Annotated in this window: 15 protein-coding genes and 1 tRNA gene; 9 read left to right on the top strand and 7 right to left on the bottom strand. The window is 54.6% G+C overall.

The genetic code is table 11. The features are described from left to right. The first annotated feature begins 47 nt into the window (after positions 1 to 47). The 4 genes from rpoD (at position 48) to MJP36_RS04915 (ending at position 7,046) form a co-directional block, all read left to right on the top strand. Complete coding sequence (gene rpoD / locus MJP36_RS04930) at positions 48 to 1,895, top strand: RNA polymerase sigma factor RpoD (RefSeq protein WP_060757267.1); 1,848 nt, start codon at positions 48 to 50, stop codon at positions 1,893 to 1,895. A gap of 121 nt (positions 1,896 to 2,016) precedes the next feature. Beyond that, on the top strand, positions 2,017 to 5,757 hold the full coding sequence (locus MJP36_RS04925) for a bifunctional diguanylate cyclase/phosphodiesterase (protein WP_060757266.1): 3,741 nt from the start codon (positions 2,017 to 2,019) through the stop codon (positions 5,755 to 5,757). A gap of 15 nt (positions 5,758 to 5,772) precedes the next feature. Continuing rightward, positions 5,773 to 5,849 (top strand) — tRNA-Ile (locus MJP36_RS04920). A 129-nt stretch (positions 5,850 to 5,978) separates the two neighbouring features. Next, a complete protein-coding gene (locus MJP36_RS04915) occupies positions 5,979 to 7,046 on the top strand; it encodes a site-specific integrase (protein WP_244384985.1) in 1,068 nt (355 codons plus the stop codon). Positions 7,047 to 7,253: 207 nt separating this feature from the next. Here the strand turns inward: MJP36_RS04915 and MJP36_RS04910 are convergent, their stop codons facing one another. After that, positions 7,254 to 7,736, bottom strand: coding sequence for a ribbon-helix-helix domain-containing protein (locus MJP36_RS04910; protein ID WP_244384984.1), 483 nt, complete (start codon positions 7,734 to 7,736; stop codon positions 7,254 to 7,256). Positions 7,737 to 8,056: 320 nt separating this feature from the next. Between MJP36_RS04910 and MJP36_RS04905 the strand changes: the two genes are divergently transcribed. Then, positions 8,057 to 9,174 (top strand): IS3 family transposase gene (locus tag MJP36_RS04905; RefSeq protein WP_425226338.1). Its coding sequence is split into 2 segments (ribosomal slippage): positions 8,057 to 8,270 and positions 8,270 to 9,174, totalling 1,119 coding nucleotides; the frame shifts between segments, so codons are not numbered across the junction. A 458-nt stretch (positions 9,175 to 9,632) separates the two neighbouring features. On the opposite strand, the gene MJP36_RS04900 is transcribed toward MJP36_RS04905, so the two are convergent. The 4 genes from MJP36_RS04900 to MJP36_RS04885 form a co-directional block, all read right to left on the bottom strand. Continuing rightward, positions 9,633 to 10,016 carry a C2H2-type zinc finger protein gene (locus tag MJP36_RS04900; protein ID WP_244384983.1) on the bottom strand — a complete coding sequence of 128 codons (384 nt, stop codon included), beginning with the start codon at positions 10,014 to 10,016 and terminating at the stop codon, positions 9,633 to 9,635. A 354-nt stretch (positions 10,017 to 10,370) separates the two neighbouring features. After that, positions 10,371 to 10,682: a hypothetical protein gene (locus tag MJP36_RS04895; RefSeq protein ID WP_244385604.1), complete on the bottom strand. Its 312-nt coding sequence runs from the start codon at positions 10,680 to 10,682 to the stop codon at positions 10,371 to 10,373. A gap of 10 nt (positions 10,683 to 10,692) precedes the next feature. Continuing rightward, complete coding sequence (locus MJP36_RS04890) at positions 10,693 to 10,923, bottom strand: hypothetical protein (protein ID WP_244384982.1); 231 nt, start codon at positions 10,921 to 10,923, stop codon at positions 10,693 to 10,695. 195 nt (positions 10,924 to 11,118) lie between these two features. Further along, positions 11,119 to 13,515 (bottom strand): AAA family ATPase, encoded by a 2,397-nt coding sequence (locus MJP36_RS04885; RefSeq protein WP_244384981.1) that lies wholly within the window; start codon positions 13,513 to 13,515, stop codon positions 11,119 to 11,121. Positions 13,516 to 13,828: 313 nt separating this feature from the next. On the opposite strand from MJP36_RS04885, the gene MJP36_RS04880 reads away from it, so the two are divergent. Further along, complete coding sequence (locus MJP36_RS04880) at positions 13,829 to 14,362, top strand: hypothetical protein (protein WP_244384980.1); 534 nt, start codon at positions 13,829 to 13,831, stop codon at positions 14,360 to 14,362. A 64-nt stretch (positions 14,363 to 14,426) separates the two neighbouring features. Next, complete coding sequence (locus tag MJP36_RS04875; RefSeq protein ID WP_244384979.1) at positions 14,427 to 14,696, top strand: type II toxin-antitoxin system RelE/ParE family toxin; 270 nt, start codon at positions 14,427 to 14,429, stop codon at positions 14,694 to 14,696. A gap of 44 nt (positions 14,697 to 14,740) precedes the next feature. On the opposite strand, the gene MJP36_RS04870 is transcribed toward MJP36_RS04875, so the two are convergent. Continuing rightward, entirely contained in the window at positions 14,741 to 15,007 is a 267-nt protein-coding gene (locus MJP36_RS04870; RefSeq protein WP_244384978.1) for a type II toxin-antitoxin system RelB/DinJ family antitoxin, read from the bottom strand. 239 nt (positions 15,008 to 15,246) lie between these two features. After that, on the bottom strand, positions 15,247 to 15,921 hold the full coding sequence (locus MJP36_RS04865) for a hypothetical protein (RefSeq protein WP_244384977.1): 675 nt from the start codon (positions 15,919 to 15,921) through the stop codon (positions 15,247 to 15,249). 184 nt (positions 15,922 to 16,105) lie between these two features. Here MJP36_RS04865 and MJP36_RS04860 point away from each other — a divergent pair, with 184 nt between their 5' ends. Then, complete coding sequence (locus MJP36_RS04860; protein WP_244384976.1) at positions 16,106 to 16,783, top strand: hypothetical protein; 678 nt, start codon at positions 16,106 to 16,108, stop codon at positions 16,781 to 16,783. A 1-nt stretch (position 16,784) separates the two neighbouring features. Continuing rightward, positions 16,785 to 17,738 (top strand): tyrosine-type recombinase/integrase, encoded by a 954-nt coding sequence (locus MJP36_RS04855; RefSeq protein WP_244384975.1) that lies wholly within the window; start codon positions 16,785 to 16,787, stop codon positions 17,736 to 17,738. Positions 17,739 to 18,009 lie beyond the last annotated feature (271 nt).

Genomic DNA, 18,009 nt, shown 5'->3' with positions numbered 1-18,009 from the left:
CCTCGGCTTGTTTTTTGCCCGCCAAGACCTTCAGTGGATAGGGTGTTATGTCCGGAAAAGCGCAACAGCAGTCTCGTATTATTGAGTTGATCAAACTGGGTCGTGAGCAGAAGTATCTGACTTACGCCGAGGTCAACGACCACCTGCCCGAGGATATTTCAGATCCTGAGCAGGTGGAAGACATCATCCGCATGATTAACGACATGGGGATCCCCGTACACGAGAGTGCTCCGGATGCGGACGCCCTTATGTTGGCCGACGCCGATACCGACGAGGCTGCCGCTGAAGAAGCGGCTGCCGCGCTGGCTGCTGTGGAGACCGATATCGGTCGTACCACCGACCCTGTGCGCATGTATATGCGTGAAATGGGTACCGTCGAGCTGCTGACACGCGAAGGCGAAATCGAAATCGCCAAGCGTATCGAAGAGGGTATCCGTGAAGTGATGGGCGCAATCGCGCACTTCCCTGGCACGGTTGACCACATTCTCTCCGAGTACAACCGCGTTACCAGCGAAGGTGGCCGCCTGTCGGACGTCCTGAGCGGTTATATCGACCCGGACGACGGCATTGCGCCGCCGGCTGCCGAAGTACCGCCGCCTGTCGATGCCAAGGTTGCCAAAGCGGACGACGACTCCGACGACGACGAAGCTGAATCCAGCGACGACGAAGAAGAAGCCGAAAGCGGTCCAGACCCGATCATCGCTGCCCAGCGTTTCGGTGCGGTTTCCGATCAAATGGAAATCACCCGCAAGGCCCTGAAGAAGCATGGTCGCACCAACAAGCAGGCAATTGCCGAGCTGCTGGCGCTGGCTGAGCTGTTCATGCCGATCAAGCTGGTACCGAAGCAATTCGAAGGCCTGGTTGAACGTGTTCGCAGTGCACTTGAGCGTCTGCGTGCTCAAGAACGCGCAATCATGCAACTGTGTGTACGTGATGCACGCATGCCGCGCGCCGACTTCCTGCGCCAGTTCCCAGGCAACGAAGTTGACGAAAGCTGGTCCGACGCACTGGCCAAAGGCAAGGCGAAATACGCTGAAGCCATTGGTCGCGTGCAACCGGACATCATTCGCTGCCAGCAGAAGCTGACCGCGCTTGAGACCGAAACCGGCCTGACCATTGCTGAAATCAAGGACATCAACCGTCGCATGTCGATCGGCGAGGCCAAGGCCCGCCGCGCGAAGAAAGAGATGGTTGAAGCGAACTTGCGTCTGGTGATCTCGATCGCCAAGAAGTACACCAACCGCGGCCTGCAATTCCTCGACTTGATCCAGGAAGGCAACATCGGCCTGATGAAGGCTGTGGACAAGTTCGAATACCGTCGCGGCTACAAGTTCTCGACTTATGCCACCTGGTGGATCCGTCAGGCGATCACTCGCTCGATCGCCGACCAGGCCCGCACCATCCGTATTCCGGTGCACATGATCGAGACCATCAACAAGCTCAACCGCATTTCCCGGCAGATGTTGCAGGAAATGGGTCGCGAACCGACCCCGGAAGAGCTGGGCGAACGCATGGAAATGCCTGAGGATAAAATCCGCAAGGTATTGAAGATCGCTAAAGAGCCGATCTCCATGGAAACGCCGATTGGTGATGACGAAGACTCCCATCTGGGTGACTTCATCGAAGACTCGACCATGCAGTCGCCAATCGATGTCGCCACCGTTGAGAGCCTCAAAGAAGCGACTCGCGACGTACTGTCCGGCCTTACTGCACGTGAAGCCAAGGTACTGCGCATGCGTTTCGGCATCGACATGAATACCGACCACACCCTTGAGGAAGTCGGTAAGCAATTTGACGTGACCCGTGAGCGGATCCGTCAGATCGAAGCCAAGGCGCTGCGCAAGCTGCGCCACCCGACGCGAAGCGAGCATCTGCGCTCCTTCCTCGACGAGTGATACCAGAACCCCCGGCCCAGGCCGGGGGTTTTGCTTTCTACAGATAAAACGCTCTGTCTCCTCCCTCCCCCGCAATGCCCGTCTACACTCGAAACATTCCCCGTGCCATAACGAGACCGTTATGCCCAGACTGCCGACTGTGTTACTGCTGTCGCTGCTGACCTGGACCGCAACGGCTGGCGCGTTGACTCTTTCTGATGATGAGCGTAGCTGGCTGGCGGACCATCAGGAGCTGCGCCTTGGGGTGGATGCCTCTTGGCCCCCCTTCGAATATCGCGACGAAAACGGTCGCTACCAGGGACTGGCTGCCGACTATGTGCGCCTGATCCAGGACCGCCTGGGCGTGCGGATCAATCTGATTGAGCCGGCGAACTGGACCGCCGTGCTTGAACAAGCCAAACACAACCAGCTCGACCTGCTGCCCGGCATCATGTCCACCCCGGAGCGGCAAAGCTACATGGCTTTTACGCGCCCCTATCTGGATTTCCCCATCGTCATCCTCGCCCATGTAGGGGGTGCCAAACCACGCGACCTCAAGGGTCTGTACGGGCTGAAGATTGCCGTGGTGGAAAACTATGCGCCCCACGAACTGCTGCGGACCCACCACCCCGACCTCAACCTGGTGGCGATGCCCAACGTCAGCTCGACACTGCAGGCCCTGGCCACCGACGAAGTGGATGCCGTGGTCGGCGATCTGGCGTCCAGCGTCTGGAGCCTGCGCCAGCTCAAGCTTGATGGCTTGTATGTCAGCGGCGAAACGCCCTACCGCTATCAACTGGCGATGGGCGTACCACGGGATGAAAAAATACTGGTGGGCATACTCGACAAGGTGCTCGCCGACTTGAGCCCCGATGAAACCGACGCGATCCAGCAACATTGGGTAGGCAGCGTCGCTGATCACCGGACTTTCTGGGTCGACTTGCTGACGTACGGCCTACCCGCCGTGCTGCTGCTGAGCACAGTCCTGGCCATCGTGATTCGGATCAATCGTCGGCTCAGTTCGGAAATTTCCCGGCGAGTCGCCCTTGAACAGGAACTGCGCAGCAGCGAATACCACTATCGCGGCCTGGTGGAGAGCCTGTCCGCCATTGCCTGGGAAGCCAGCATCACCGACTTCACCTACAGCTACGTATCGCCCCATGCCGAAGACCTGCTGGGTTACCCCCGCGCCCACTGGCTGATCCCCGGCTTCTGGCGCAACATCATCCACCCCGCCGACCTGACACGCGCCGAAGCCTATTGCTACCGCGAAACCCGTGCCAACCGCGACCATAGCGTGGATTATCGCGTGATCACCGCCGACGGCCGCTGCCTGTGGGTGCGTGACATTGTCAGCCTGATCGAACACGGCCATGAGCCGGTACTGCGCGGCCTGATGATCGACATCAGCGAAGCCAAGCGCACCGAAGAAGCGCTGCAGCTGTCTGAGCAGAAGTTTGCCTCTGTGTTCCAGCAATGCCCGGACATCCTGGTGATCGCGCGGATGTCCGATGGCTGCCTGCTGGAAGTCAACAAGGCGTTCGAGGACCAAATTGGCCTGACGGCCGAAGAGGTCGTGGGCAAAACCGCCACCGAACTGAATATCTGGGGCGTCCAAGGCGTCGGTCCCGACCTGCTGCAAAGGGCGCAGAACACCAGCATCCGCAACTTGGAGATGACCTTCCTGCGCAGCAATGGCCAGGCGTTTACCGGGCTGATCTCGGCCGAACCCTTCCAACTCGACACCACCGCAGCCCTGGTGGTAGTGGTGCGTGACATCAGCCAGCTCAAAGAAACTCAACAACAACTGCAAACCTCTGAAGAGAAATTCGCCAAGGCATTCCATGCCTCTCCAGATGGCTTGCTGTTGAGCCGCCAGCGCGATGGTGTGTTGATTGAAGTGAACGAGGGCTTCAGCCGGCTGACCGGCTTCACCAGTGCGACGCTTGACCAGTCATCCCTGGACCTGGGCATTTGGGTCGACCTCAACGAACGCAAGCACATGCTGGAGCTCATGCAGCGTGACGGGTTTGTGCGCGACTTTATCTGCCACATCCGCCGCGCCGACGGTTTGATTCGCCTATGTGAATTATCCAGCCGGCCCCTGCCCATCGGCGGTGAAGACTGCATGCTGACTATCGCCCGCGACATCACTGAGCGCCAGTTGATGCAGGAAAAACTGCAACAGGCTGCCACCGTGTTCGAAAGCACCGCCGAAGGGGTATTGATCACCGACACCCGACAGAACATCAGCGCCGTGAACCGTGCTTTCAGCGAAATCACCGGCTACAGCGAAGCCGAAGCCCTGGGCCAGACTCCGCGCCTGCTCGCCTCCGGCCTGCACGACAGCGCGTTCTACGCGGCGATGTGGCATCAGTTGACCGCGCATGGGCATTGGCAGGGCGAGATTTCCAACCGCCGTAAGAATGGCGAGCTGTACCCCAGTTGGCTGACCATCAGTGCCGTGCGCAACCGCGAGCAACTGATCACGCATTTCGTCGCGGTGTTTGCTGACATTTCCAGCCTCAAACACGCCCAGGCCCGCCTCGACTACCAGGCGCACCACGACCCGCTGACCGGCCTGCCCAACCGCACATTGTTTGAAAACCGCCTGCAGGCGGCGCTCAACACCCAACAGGAAATCGGCAACCAGGGCGCGGTACTTTTCCTCGACCTGGACCGTTTCAAGCACATCAATGACAGCCTCGGTCACCCCATCGGCGACCTGCTGCTCAAGGACATCGCCGTACGCCTCAAGGAACAACTGCGCGATATCGACACCGTCGCCCGGCTTGGCGGTGACGAATTCATCATCCTGCTGCCCGGCCTGCAACAAGCCAGCGATGCCGAGCATCTGGCCAATAAGCTGCTGGCCTGCTTTACCCCACCGTTCCAGGCCGGTGAGCACGAGTTCTTTATTACCGCCAGCATCGGCACCAGCCTGTACCCCCAGGACGGCACCGATGTCGCCACCCTGGTCAAGAACGCCGACGCTGCGATGTACCGCTCCAAAGCCAAGGGCCGCAACCGGGTCGAAAGCTATACCCGCGACCTGACTGCCCAAGCCAACGAACGTGTGGCGCTGGAACACGAATTGCGCCGCGCCATGGAGCGCGACGAACTGAGCCTGTACTACCAACCAAAACTCAGCCTTTCGACGCAAGAAGTGATCGGCGCCGAAGCCCTGATTCGCTGGCACCACCCGACCTTCGGCGATGTCCCGCCTGAACACTTCATCGCCCTGGCCGAAGAGAACGGCATGATCCTGCAGATCGGCGATTGGGTCCTGGAACAAGCCTGCCGCCAGATGCATCTGTGGAAAGAAGCCTTCGAAGACTTCGGCCCACTCTCGGTCAACCTTGCCGGCGCACAGTTGCGCCATCCCAACCTGCTGGGACGCATTGAACAGCTGCTACGCGACTACCGCCTGGAGCCAGGTCGCCTGCAATTGGAGATCACCGAGAACTTCATCATGAGCCAGGCCGAAGAAGCGCTGGAGGTGCTGCATCAACTCAAGCGCCTGGGCGTACAGTTGGCCATTGATGACTTCGGCACCGGCTACTCGTCCCTCAGCTACCTCAAGCGCCTGCCGCTGGACTTCCTGAAGATCGACCAGTCCTTCGTGCGCGGCCTGCCCGATGACCCTCACGATGCCGCCATCGTACGCGCGATCATTGCCCTGGGCCACAGCATGCAATTCACCATCATCGCCGAAGGCGTGGAGAACCCCGCGCAGCAAGCCTTCCTGGCCGCCGAGGGCTGTGAGCAAATGCAAGGCTACATCGTCAGCCTACCCCTGCCGCCCGAGCTTTTTGCCGCAAGCCACCTTCACCTGCGTGTTTCAGAGTTTTCGGATGGCACAGCGGAGAATCCGTCGTTATAATCCGCGACCTGTTAAGGGCCTATAGCTCAGTTGGTCAGAGCAGAGGACTCATAATCCTTTGGTCCACGGTTCAAGTCCGTGTGGGCCCACCAACTCCAAAAGCCGCGCATTGCGCGGCTTTTTGCTGTCTGCGACAAAAACAGCTGGACCAGTCCTATGGTCCACAGGTACAAAATCAGTACAGTGCCAAAACAACGGTACGTTTTTGGAGCAGAAATAGCATGGCCACCATCGTCAAAACAGACGCGGGCACTTGGAAAGCCCTGGTGCGGAAAACCGGCTGGCCCGCCAACGCCAAGACCTTTCGTACAAAGCGTGATGCCGAAGACTGGGCCCGTCGCACAGAAGATGAAATGGTCAGAGGCGTGTATATCCAGCGGAGTGGGTCCGAACGTATGACTCTGGCCATGGCATTGAAACGCTATCTGGCCGAAATCAGCCCAACGAAGAAACCGACAACTCAGCGCGCCGAGACAACCAAGGCTCAGCAGCTAATCAGCCATCTAGGCAAGTACTCGATGGCTGCACTCTCCGCAGAAATCATCGCCAATTACCGGGATACGCGCCTAGCCTCGATCACCAGTCGCGGCAAGCCAACAAGTAACAACACTGTGCGCCTGGAGCTTGCCCTTCTGAGCCACCTGTACACCGTGGCAATCCAGGAGTGGGGGTTGGGGCTAAGTTTCAACCCGGTGCTGAACATCCGCAAGCCAAGCCCCGACGAAGGCAGAGATCGGCGCCTATCTGCCGAGGAGGAACGCCGGTTGCTGGCTGCAGTAAACGCGCACAGCAACCCGATGCTTGGCTGGATTGTTCGAATCGCTCTGGAGACAGGCATGCGCTCGTCGGAGATAACATCTTTGCGTAGGCATCAGGTTGACTTAAAAAAACGTGTGGTGCGTCTCTCTGATACTAAAAACGATAGCGCACGCACCGTGCCGCTGACCCGGCTGGCCACTGACACTTTCCAACTGGCGATGACCAACCCTGTCCGCCCAATCAACTGCGATCTGGTGTTTTTTGGGGAGCCTGGCAAAGAGGGCAAGCGCAGCGCATATGCCTTCACCAAAACGTGGGGCAAGCTGAAGACTAAGCTAGGAATGCCCGACCTGCGCTTCCATGACCTTCGTCATGAAGCGGTCAGTCGGCTGGTCGAAGGTGGCCTTTCTGATCAGGAGGTGTCCGCCATTAGCGGGCATAAGTCGATGCAGATGCTGAAGCGCTACACGCACCTGCGAGCTGAGGATCTGGTAGCGAAATTGGATAAGCTGGAGATAAGAAATTTCTGATTGAGTAACTGCAAGGGCTGCGTACGTGCTTGCGTCCGAATCGACCAGTCATTTCCATCAGATTTTAGCACTCGCTTTGAGGCCATGGCAGCAAAGTACGACCCAACGTTGGCTTTCATGAACGGAGCTAACTTACGTGAATAAGCACTTCGGGGCGGCCTGACGATGCCCACGTCAGCTTCGACCCGAAGTGTACGCGGAGCGACATCAGACCTTACGTTTCACCTCTTGCATGTACTCTATCCAGACAGCATATGGGTGGACATATAAGTGATAGCTGTCCAAACCAGACGCCGGCGGCCAGGTTACGTGCTTACTGATCACAAAAATTTCGCGGTCAGGATCGACGTAGTAGCCAGTTACCACGTTCCGCCCATAAATGCCTGGAGTCGGCGCTCCTGTCTTAGTTTCGGGGTGATCGTGCTTTTTCGTCCAGATAACCTCATCTTCGATCCAGCGTTTTACTTCCATGAAGTCGCTCCTCATTTCCTCTGGCTTGGAGAACCAGCTATGGAACAGCTCGGAGGAGTTCTCACGTACGCTTTCCTCCAGAGGAATGCCACCTAGCGTAAGGCTGCTAAGGTACTGGCTCACGGCCTTGGTTATAATGGAGTTGCGCGGTTCGCCCGTGCGCAAAGCCCAGAGATCTAGCTGGTCACGGACATTGTCATTCAATCGTACTGATAGCATTTCGACACTCATACATATAGGGTTAGCCATCGCATACTGTGTATGCGACCAACTGCATACTATGTATTATTCGACCTTCTATCAATACCTTTCTGATAATTATCGGCTACATCCCCATGCACATGTGTTGGAATTGCTTGATTCGGCTGGCTGCGATCGCGCCCTACTTTTTCCCAAACAGGGACGCTGCCCTTATGCGGAATAACCCGCGGTTTGTGGCTGATTGAATCGCCCCGGGTTTCGTAGACACCTCTTTGCCTTAAACTGAGGCCAATTAGGAGGTGCCATGAGCAACCCCGCGTTACCCCGAAGAATTCAAAATCCAAGCGGTCAATCAAGTGACCGAAAAGAAGCTGCCTGTCGCTGATGTAGCGGCCCGTCTCGGCGTGTCGACGCATAGCCTCTATGCCTGGATAAAGCGCTACAGCAAACCTCAAGAAGAACGGCAGCAGGACGATGATCAGCACGCTGAACTGCGTCGTCTGCGAGCGGAACTCAAGCGCGTCACTGAAGAGCGAGACATATTAAAAAAGGCCGCCGCGTACTTTGCCAAGGAGTGCGGCTGAAGTACGCCTTTATCAAGCAGCGCGCGGGCGACTATTCGATTCGACGGCTTTGCCTGACGCTGAAAGTCCATCCCAGCGGTTATTACGCCTGGCTGTCTGAGCCGCAATCTCTACGCGCCAAAGACGACCAACGACTGCTGGGTTTGATCAAGCATTCATGGCTGGAGAGCGGCGGCGTTTATGGCTATCGCAAAATCCATGACGATCTGCGCGAGATCGGTGAAGATTGTGGTCGGCATCGTGTGGCGAGGCTGATGCGTCTTGAAGGTCTGCGCTCTCAGACAGGGTATCGACGCCGCCCTGGAAAGTACGGCGGTAAGCCAGCGGTCGCTTCACCCAATTTGCTGAAGCGCCAGTTCGATGTCGTGGAACCCAACAAGGTCTGGGTCACCGACATCACTTACATTCGTACGTATGAAGGCTGGCTGTATTTGGCTGTGGTGCTGGATCTGTTTTCTCGTCAGGTCGTTGGCTGGTCAATGAAGTCGCAAATGACCAGTGATTTGGCCATTGATGCGTTATTGATGGCGGTTTGGAGGCGTAAACCGAAGCAAGAGGTGATGGTTCATTCCGACCAAGGCAGCCAGTACAGCAGCTCCGATTGGCGCAGTTTTTTGAAGGCGAACAATTTGGTTGCCAGCATGAGTCGCCGAGGCAACTGTCATGACAACGCCGTGGCCGAGAGCTTTTTCCAGCTTCTGAAACGGGAACGGATCAAGCGGAAAATCTACACCACACGGGAAGATGCTCGTAGTGATGTGTTCGATTACATCGAGATGTTCTACAACGCAAAACGCCGCCATGGTTTCAACAATCAGCTGTCACCGGTAGAGTTTGAAAAGCGTTACGCAATGAGCTTGCAAGGTGTCTAGAGAATCCGGGGCGATTCACTTCCCACGACGGTGAGCGTTACGAAGTACATCTCTGTGAGGGATGCTTTTTTCAAGCACTGGCTTATCTTCGTCAAGAGCGGCGAACTCAGAATATGTTCGGTGCAGAGGACGGCGCTGATTTTTCGGAGGACTTAGGTCTCGTAGCAAAAAAATGATTACTTCGGTTAGTCGGGCGGATGAGGTCGAAATGAAAGGGCGTCGAAAGGTCAGAACGGATAAGTGGCAGATTAAGGAGCTGGTCATTAAGGAGGCAAGGGCTATTCTTACCACACGGGCAATCACAAACGGACGCTTTTTAAATATCGCAGCCCAGAGCAAGCTTGAGGAACCAGTTGGATTGTTGGCAGGGAGCCGATGGTGAACCAGGTGACTACCGCCTTGGATGGCACCGGCCAGCAAACCCATCGGAGCGGTAGCCAAATTTCCTGTAATTTGGATTACCCTGCGTAGCGCTCCCATTTTTGGATTGCTGCTCTTGCTTCTATCTCGCCGATGCCGCTTACCAATGAATCAGCAAATGCCAAGTGGGCATCCATGTAGCGGTCAAAATCTTTCTCTGGAACCCCATTCGAAAGTGCGCGGCTCCACCAGGAGAACGCTACAACAAGCTTGCCAAGCTCAGGGTCGTAATGATCCTTCATTCGGTCAAGACCGCCATCATTGAAAGCGACAGCCCAGCCGAATGCTTTTGAAAAGTCCCGCACTTTTTGAGGCTGAGAGCCCCGCGCATATTTTTTATGAATGGCTGCGTGCGTTTGGCGGTCTTCTTCCAATGATGGGACGTAGAGGAGTCCACAAATGCGGCAGGTAGAAACGGTCAAGTTGTTGCTCCTTTCTTGATGGACGCGAAATTTCGCATCGCTCTAGGAACTCGGCCCCACAGATGCAGGGCTTGGGCATTATTGGGACTTTTTTCTTGCTGGTCGCGCTTCACTATGAGAGCCGACGCGATCCCGTAAGATATTGTGCCTAGAAAAAGCGAAATTCCATAATTCGCTAGCACATTTGGCAAGGGATCACCTCGGTAGAAATCCCAAAGGTGAAGCGCGGCCATACCAATTGCGTACCCCCTCATAAATGGCCAAAAACTAAGGTTCATGGTCTTTTCCGTTGTTCGTAGAAATGGTGGTGCACGTGGTGACGTGTCGCCGCGGCGTGCAGTAGCCGATTTATCTCTACTTCGCAGGCTTGACCGAAACGACCTCAATGAACCGGTACTTCTTCCTTGCCATCTTCGTCGCGTCCAGTTCAGCTTGAAGCGTGCTCAATGTATCGGCCTCGTAGGTGAACAACTCGGTTTTTCTTTCGAACTCGCTTCCTACACGCAATAAGACCTGCAGCTTTGGTGCGAATGGTTTGGCCTCCTTCCGCTTGCTCGCTAGTGTCGATGGCGCGACGACGACATGCGGTTGGATCTGTGGAACCGTTAACTGCTCAGCAGGCGCAGCCGATCCAAACAATGCATGGCGCATCTCTTCTTCGGTCATCATGATTTTCCTAGAATGGGTTGTCCCACTCGATTTCGGGTGCGCAGTAGTCAAAGCTGTAATTGCCCAACGTTCCGGCCCGCTCACCTTTCGCAGCTTTAGAGAGGACCTGCTCATATCCGTTATCGTCCGTGCTCTCCACCTTAAGTTCGAATAACGCTTGATCCAAAAGCTTCTCTAGGGCTTTTGGGGAACTGGCTTCTACTGTGATGGTTATTTTTCCTGGCGCTATCACTTTCATGCATAATTTTCCTATTATTGATAACCAAACTTTGAATACCTCTTCACATCGTCGATTGTAGTGAGGACTTGAAGATTGCCTTCTATATTCAGCCCGCAAACGCGCTACCTTAATGACCAGACACCTAAATCGCTAAAGGAAAGGTCGACGCAGCCCCGTCACTTATGCCCCTCGCTATTCAGCGCAAGACATCCTTCAGAAGAGATCCGGCTTTGGCTGAGGCACTTCCTCTGACTCTGACGTGACGGGGACAATGATTGGCAATACGCTGGAGAGTTGGGCCACATTTTGGCCGTTGTTGGCGACCACTATTGGGGAAGCGTCAGTCTCAACCGTTGCCTGCTCCTCAATGGCGACCTGTACTTCCGCTTCTTCCTCCGCAATATTCAGATCCACGTACGCATCGCCCATCATCATCTTGTAGTGAGCCAAGTGTCCTGAATGGTCGAAGATTTTGAAGAAGACTCTGCGGTAGTTTTCCACCATCGAGTTTTCTATCGCTAGGTACAGATCGTCATGAGCGAAGTGGGAGCCGTCATTTACCCAGGACAGCAACGACCGGCAGTGGATCTTGTCTGCACCGTCGAAGTGCTTATAGAGGGTGTGTAGGTCGGTGGAACCCAGAATTTTGAAATAGTTCTCGAGGATCCTGCGCAGGGTGTTCTGAATCGTCGTGTTGTTGATGTCTGGTCGCTTCAACTCCGACCAGAGCAGGTCGTAGGAGGTCTTGATGGGATTGCCTGCATGGGATTCGACCTTCGATTTCTGATCGGATTTGCGTATCACCCAAAACGTCTCATACGGTAAGGCATTCTTCTTGCGCTCATGGTTGAACGTGATCTCTTTATGGAAGTAGATGTTGTGGGTCAGGATGAATACCTGCTTGATGTATCCGGTGTTGGCCTTCACCTCTTCGAAGATTTGCTTGATCAGACTACTGACGATGAAGAGCACGTCGCTGTCCAAACTGGATACCGGATCGTCAATGACCACAACGCGGTCATTGGTCGTTCCAGTCGTGGACGCGCTTCCCTTTAGCAGATGGTAGAAGTAAAGGAAGGTCACGAAAGTCTTTTCACCTTCGCTCAGCGTGTTTTTAGCGTCGGTACCGTTGCTGCGAACTAGTTTGTACGAGCTTTCAGTCGAAGCGACGGCAAGCTTAAAACCATGAAACCCGAACTCCTTGAGGAGCTTGTTGATCGCCCTAGCGGTGGGTTCGATGGTGGTTGAGGAGCGTTCTAGTTTGCCCAACTCTTCCTGCTTTACCTCTATGGCCGCATCGCCAGCATGAATCTTGATTGCCAGGCCGGTGATGGCACCGTCCAGGGCTGCTTTTTGCTTGCGGTAGTGCTTGATCTCCTCCTTGAGCTCCACCTCCAGCATGTATTTCCATATCTCCCCAGTGAGCTCGTTATATTTCCGGTCAAAGTTGGCGACGACGTCGTTGTGCCGGTGGATCTGCTGATTGGCCTCTGAGATCAAACCCAGGATTTTTTCGCATGTGCTGGCGGTGGATTTCAGCTCAATTACGAGGCTTGGCGTGACCTTCTTAGATTGGATCTTTTCTAGGTTGGTGCGTGTCTCTGTCGTCAGAAGGTCGATCAGTGTTACCAATTTGTCGCGGTCGAGAAACTTGCTTTCATGCGCCAGAATCGCGTGAAGCTGCTGCGCGATCATCGTGCTCGTGTCTTGGTAGTTTCCTCGGAGCACATCGATGGCTAGTGTATTTTTCTCGAAGCTGTCATCGAAGTATTCGATAAGACTACGCTCGAAATCCTTCGTGGTTTGCTGTTGGCAAAAAGGACACTCGCCATCATTTTCGTTGAAATACCTTATGCCTTGGCGCACCCAATCGCTGTTGTTGAGTCTTTCGATCATCGCGGCAATGTCGACATCACTCTTCCCGATGACCTTTGTCCCCAGAATGGGTGCTTTTTCGTATTCCGTCAGAGCGTTGAAGTTGATGGAGTGGATCAACGCCTCAGACTTGGGCTTCTCACCATAGAGCAGCTCTGCTTTTTGCGTCAGATCCGGGAGTTGCAGGAGTTGTGACGTGTTGCCCCGAGCTTCTTGTAGCACCCTATCCTTGAATTTTTCAGCATTGTTTCGTAGGCCCTGAAAGGCGCCATGGAAGACTTCATCATGCTTGCGTTTCTGGGCCCAGCACTTGTCCTTGAACTGTTCTTCTAGGACGAGGAGCTCCTGGCGTTTGCCACCCGTTTCATCGAGACCAGTGAGTGCTATTTTCAGGCTCTGCCGGCCCGCCTCCAGGTTTTCGATGTCTTTCTTGAGGTCCTTTATCTCGTCAAGCTTGGCTTGTTGGGTTTCCCCGAGTGTGAAGACGCCTTTGAGGTTGGCAACTTGGTTGAAATTCCTTTCCATGAAATCCTGGTTGTACACCATCGTCTCAACGCGCCGGCCGTTTCTCCACTGTACATCAGAGGGAAGATAGTGCTCAGGGTCTTCGATGACCCTGCCAATGCTCGTCTTGCCTGCGCCATTGGCCCCATAGAAGAAGTTAATTTTCTTGAGGCCGTTGATCGTGACGGGATCGATATAAGTGGCGATGGCAAGGCGTATGGACTCGATCATCTCTGTCATCCCTAATGAGAACAGTCACTGTGAACCTGGTTACCGAAAACGGTATCGATGTACAGACTTTGCTTGGCTGATCACACCGTACGATTTTATCGAAATAGATTCAGCCAGTTTCTCGGCGCTAGCATAAAAACGCTGTGGCTAGTTCGTACGAAAGCGATGATCGATCAAGAACACCGGTGGTGTAGTCGTCGCCACCTTCGGCCCTGAAGACCAGTCAGGCCTTGTCCACCGCTTAGGCAGCTGGGCGTTCGCTCACCGCTGGATGGACGATCCTGCGCAAATATGGATCCAATAATCATCACTGATGTCACTATGCCAGCGAAACCGCAAAGCCGCCACCGAGCAAAAAACGAAGCAAAGCAACGCAGAAGTTGAGCAAATGGCGAATGAGCTTGGGTTTGTTGCGCGCCAAGCTAACCCTTTACCTACTCCAGTTGAGTGGTCGAGGCGACGTTTCAAGACCGGGCGCGATATCCAGGTCAACATCAAAGGGGAGGAGGAAACCAGAGACGAGCTGTACCGTATTGCCGACGATATAGATCAGCCCCTGGAAGAAACATTAAAGCGAGCCCTGGCAGCATTGCCGAGTAGGGGAAGGGCTTTGCCCAAAGCCTGGCTTTGGGGTAAAGCTGGACGTTTTTGGAACTCGTTAGCAACCACACATAAAAAAAGGCAAAAAAAATCCCTTCCCGGTGTTTACTTTTTTCGGGAAAGGATGATATTCTGTGTGGATGTGTCAAAAACGTACAAAAGTCACATCTTACACTGTGTGTGTTTTTGTAGATTAGAGAGAATTAGCGGACCGGTCAATGGCCATTTATCGGTTTTCCGCAAATAATTCCGACTGGTGCTACGTTGGCGACCCATACCTAACCTTAATCTTTGTATGGGAGTACTTAACCTTGCTAAAAATCCAAGATACACCGCAATTCATCGCTGACTTCAAAGCGCAGCTCGCTGCCGGAGAAGATCCAGCTCCATTCATCGGAGTTATCGAATGTCTCGAAAAGCAGCTACCACTGCCTATTCGACACTGTGACAACCCTTTGGTTGGGACGGGGCGTTGGTGCTGCCTCATCAGCTTCGACTGGTGGATGATCTACAAAGCAGATCCCGTGGCAGGGACAATCACCTTGGAACAGACCGGAAGCTATCAGTACCTGTTTGAGTAAGCTTGTGAAATAGAACGGCGCCCCAAGCGCCGTTCTCTTGATTGTCAGATTCCCAATTTCCCGAAAAGGGCAGCAGAATTTTCGTGCTGGGTAACAACCGGGTTCCGATCTTGCTCCTCCATGACCGCTCTTGCTCGGGCGTTCAACGAGGGTGCTTTGACTTGAAAAGGCAGCTCTTTGGTTTGAACAACCTGGACAAGCATCATGCGAATTGCTTGAGAAACGGTGACGCCCATTTCTTCAAGAATCGCTGTGGCATTGGCTTTAAGATCGCTTTCAATTCGAGTACGAACGACTTCAGTGCTAGCCATAAATCCTCCAGAACACACTGTAGCTACAATGTGCTCAGTATACTCTTTCTATACCCTTAGTCCAGATTTTTGTACAAAAAATACTCAAGTCTCACGTTAGGCCCAAGCGCCTGGGCCTGGGCCCCCTCTCAACAATGCGCGAGCGTATCGCCATTCAGACAAGGGCCGAGCCGGAATTTCCAATATCAGACGTTGGTAGATCCCTGATAGCGACCATCAGGCCGGGGAATCGCTAGGGGCTATTCTCCTACCTTGATGGGGCCGTACATGCCGGTAAAGATCAGTGCATTCCAAATTTTCTTCATTGTTTGCCCTGTCTCTTGATTCACAAACAGGGATGATCTACTGCCATGAGGAGTGCCGAGTAAATAGAAGCGCATGCTCTCCCAGGTCTCCGCGACTTCAGCCCGCCGCCACATCGGCAGCTCTTGTTCCAGCATCAAAGGCACAGCAATTGATGCCGGGATCGTTCCATCCGACGACAATCGTTTTTTCCAATTACATTTCACCAAGATAGGCTGGGCCTCGGTGTTGTACAGCTTCACATCCAGCCGCTCCGCTGTAATTTCAGCTGCTGGGTGGTAGGGGAGCTTGGCGACTGAATCCAGTACGTTCTGGCCATCACCATAGGGGCAGGTGATGAATCCATCGACAAAAAATCTGGTGTGATCCAGTCCCTGGTAGCCAGATTGATTCCCTGGCGTAGTCGCAGGATGGCGGTCGTTGTGATTGCTAACGAGCGGGTGCCAGGAAGGGTAGCTATCGACTACAGGGCCAAGCTCTTCGGAAATTTCTTGAAGCGCCTCTTTGCTGCGTGTTCTCTGATATTCGTCCGCATCGCGCGCTCTTGGGATCAAATAGGACTCCATCTGCTCATAACCAAGTCTTGCCGCTTCGTCAGCTCTAAAGGCCATAACCCACCCCGTACAATTGAATTCCTATGCACGGTATCAATTGGTCGCGCATGAAACAATCATTTCATGCGCGACTATGCCAAGTAATGCTAAGACCAGTGAGTTCATGAAAGGGGGGGGGGGGGGGGTATTTAAAATATGGTGATAAAATACGTTATCACCACTTTTAAGCTAGGAGCTACCGGTGGATATTTCAGAAATGTACGAGAACATCTATCCCGTCCGCGTTGACTGCTTGGTGGATACCTACGCAGGCATCGCCGAGCAAGCGTTCGGAAATTTCCTAGATCAGAATTTCGACCCGGACACAGCAGGTGGGTTTGATCGCGATGATAGAAAACGCGTCAGCGGTATCAAGACCATCGTGTTTGCCGCGATGGCCATTGAGGCGGCGGCATTCGAATTCTCAGCTTCGATACTGGGTGACACGATTGCTGAAAAGTACCTGGACAGGATGGACATCGTGGGTAAGTGGATGATCGGGCCTCGACTGGTCTGCGGCCAGTCGCTTGATGCCGAAGGTCCTGCCATCACCAGTCTTAAAGGCTTGGTGAGCGCGCGCAATGCCTTGGTGCATCACAAGTCAAAACCGGGAGACAAAGCGGGAAAGGCCATGAAGGCAATGATGGACAAATGGGCCAAGTTTGAAAAAGACCAAGTGCCCAATGCCTTCAAGACCCTTGTGCTGCTCTCACTTGAACTGAAGGCGTTGCCAAGCGGTTTTGTTGGCGTCGTTCCTTACCGCGATAGAAGCCTTCTCATACCACCAGGTTTCCGTAACGACTACTCGCCTCATCCTCGCGTAAAGAAAGTCATTGACCGTTGCCACGAGATCCATAAAAAACATCTGAAGGGAGTTTGAGGTGTCAGATCTGATCCTTTCCAGCGAACGCCGACTGACAGCCGTCGAGTTCCAGCAGTTGGCCAGCGTGCCGGCCCCAGTCGAGTGGTTCGCCAATATCGATAACCCACGGACACGCCGCGCGTACCAGGGCGACCTGGAGGACTTCTGCGGGTTTGTCGGACTGACTACAGCGGATGAGTTCCGGGCCGTCACCCGCGCACACGTTTTAGCCTGGCGCGCACAGCTCGAACAGCGCGGACTGGCCGGCGCCACCATCCGGCGCAAACTGGCGGCGTTGGCCAGCCTGTTCGATCACCTGCTCGAGAACAATGCCGTCGCCGGCGGAAATCCCGTGCACGGCGTCAAACGGCCCCGGGTTGAGACCAACGAGGGCAAGACGCCGGCACTGGGTGACCGCCAGGCCAAGGCGCTGCTGGATGCTCCGGATGTAAACACATTGAAGGGGCTCCGCGATCGAGCACTACTGGCCGTGCTGCTGTATCACGGCCTACGCCGCGAGGAAGCCGCACAGTTGAGAGTCAGCGATATCCAGGAGCGTAGGGGTATCAAACATCTGCAGATCCACGGCAAGGGCGGCAAGCTGCGCTATCTGCCGCTGCACCCGACTGCAGCCGAGCGTATCTACGCGTACCTGGAGCGTTCCGGGCGCCACCAGGACGACGTTCAGGAACCGCTGTTTGTGCCGCTGCGCGGGCGTTCTACTGGCACAGGCATAACCGCCAACGGAATCTACGCAATGGTCGGAAGCTACGCCAAGGCGGCAGGTATCAATGTCGCTGGGTTGGGAGTGCATGGCCTGCGTGCCACTGCTGCGACCAATGCGTTGGAGCACGAAGCCGATATCGCCAAGGTCCAGGCTTGGTTGGGTCACGCCAATATCAGCACAACCCGGATCTATGATCGCCGACAGCTGAGGCCTGAGGATTCGCCAACCTTCAAAGTCAACTATTGAGATCAGCCCCAACACAGACTTTTCTGAAAATTTCAGGGGGGGTTAGCGAATCTCAGGCCCCTCTTCCCACACCCTACACCCATCAGCACACCGAGCACATACAGCACGCTGAGTACATTCAGCACACCGAGCACCGCAGGCTCACCATAACATTTTGAAATTAATGAATTTTTTCAGCTTTATTTGCGCGATATCACGCAATACGAATTAATGAATTAGGCTATTTCATGCAATTGAGCCATCTGTATCGTCAATTCACGTGCATAGTAAT

It is taken from the genome of Pseudomonas palleroniana, from assembly GCF_022836895.1.
GTDB classification, from domain to species: Bacteria; Pseudomonadota; Gammaproteobacteria; order Pseudomonadales; family Pseudomonadaceae; genus Aquipseudomonas; species Aquipseudomonas palleroniana.
This window is presented reverse-complemented; position numbering and strand designations above follow the sequence as displayed.

Excerpts from the sequence above, each read along its gene's own strand:
- MJP36_RS04895 (WP_244385604.1), bottom strand. The coding sequence starts at position 10,682 with ATGACCGAAGAAGAGATGCGCCATGCATTGTTTGGATCGGCTGCGCCT.
- MJP36_RS04870 (WP_244384978.1), bottom strand. The coding sequence starts at position 15,007 with ATGGCTAGCACTGAAGTCGTTCGTACTCGAATTGAAAGCGATCTTAAA.
- MJP36_RS04880 (WP_244384980.1), top strand. The coding sequence starts at position 13,829 with ATGTCACTATGCCAGCGAAACCGCAAAGCCGCCACCGAGCAAAAAACG.
- MJP36_RS04865 (WP_244384977.1), bottom strand. The coding sequence starts at position 15,921 with ATGGCCTTTAGAGCTGACGAAGCGGCAAGACTTGGTTATGAGCAGATG.
- rpoD (WP_060757267.1), top strand. The coding sequence starts at position 48 with ATGTCCGGAAAAGCGCAACAGCAGTCTCGTATTATTGAGTTGATCAAA.
- MJP36_RS04910 (WP_244384984.1), bottom strand. The coding sequence starts at position 7,736 with ATGCTATCAGTACGATTGAATGACAATGTCCGTGACCAGCTAGATCTC.
- MJP36_RS04925 (WP_060757266.1), top strand. The coding sequence starts at position 2,017 with ATGCCCAGACTGCCGACTGTGTTACTGCTGTCGCTGCTGACCTGGACC.
- MJP36_RS04915 (WP_244384985.1), top strand. The coding sequence starts at position 5,979 with ATGGCCACCATCGTCAAAACAGACGCGGGCACTTGGAAAGCCCTGGTG.
- MJP36_RS04890 (WP_244384982.1), bottom strand. The coding sequence starts at position 10,923 with ATGAAAGTGATAGCGCCAGGAAAAATAACCATCACAGTAGAAGCCAGT.
- MJP36_RS04885 (WP_244384981.1), bottom strand. The coding sequence starts at position 13,515 with ATGATCGAGTCCATACGCCTTGCCATCGCCACTTATATCGATCCCGTC.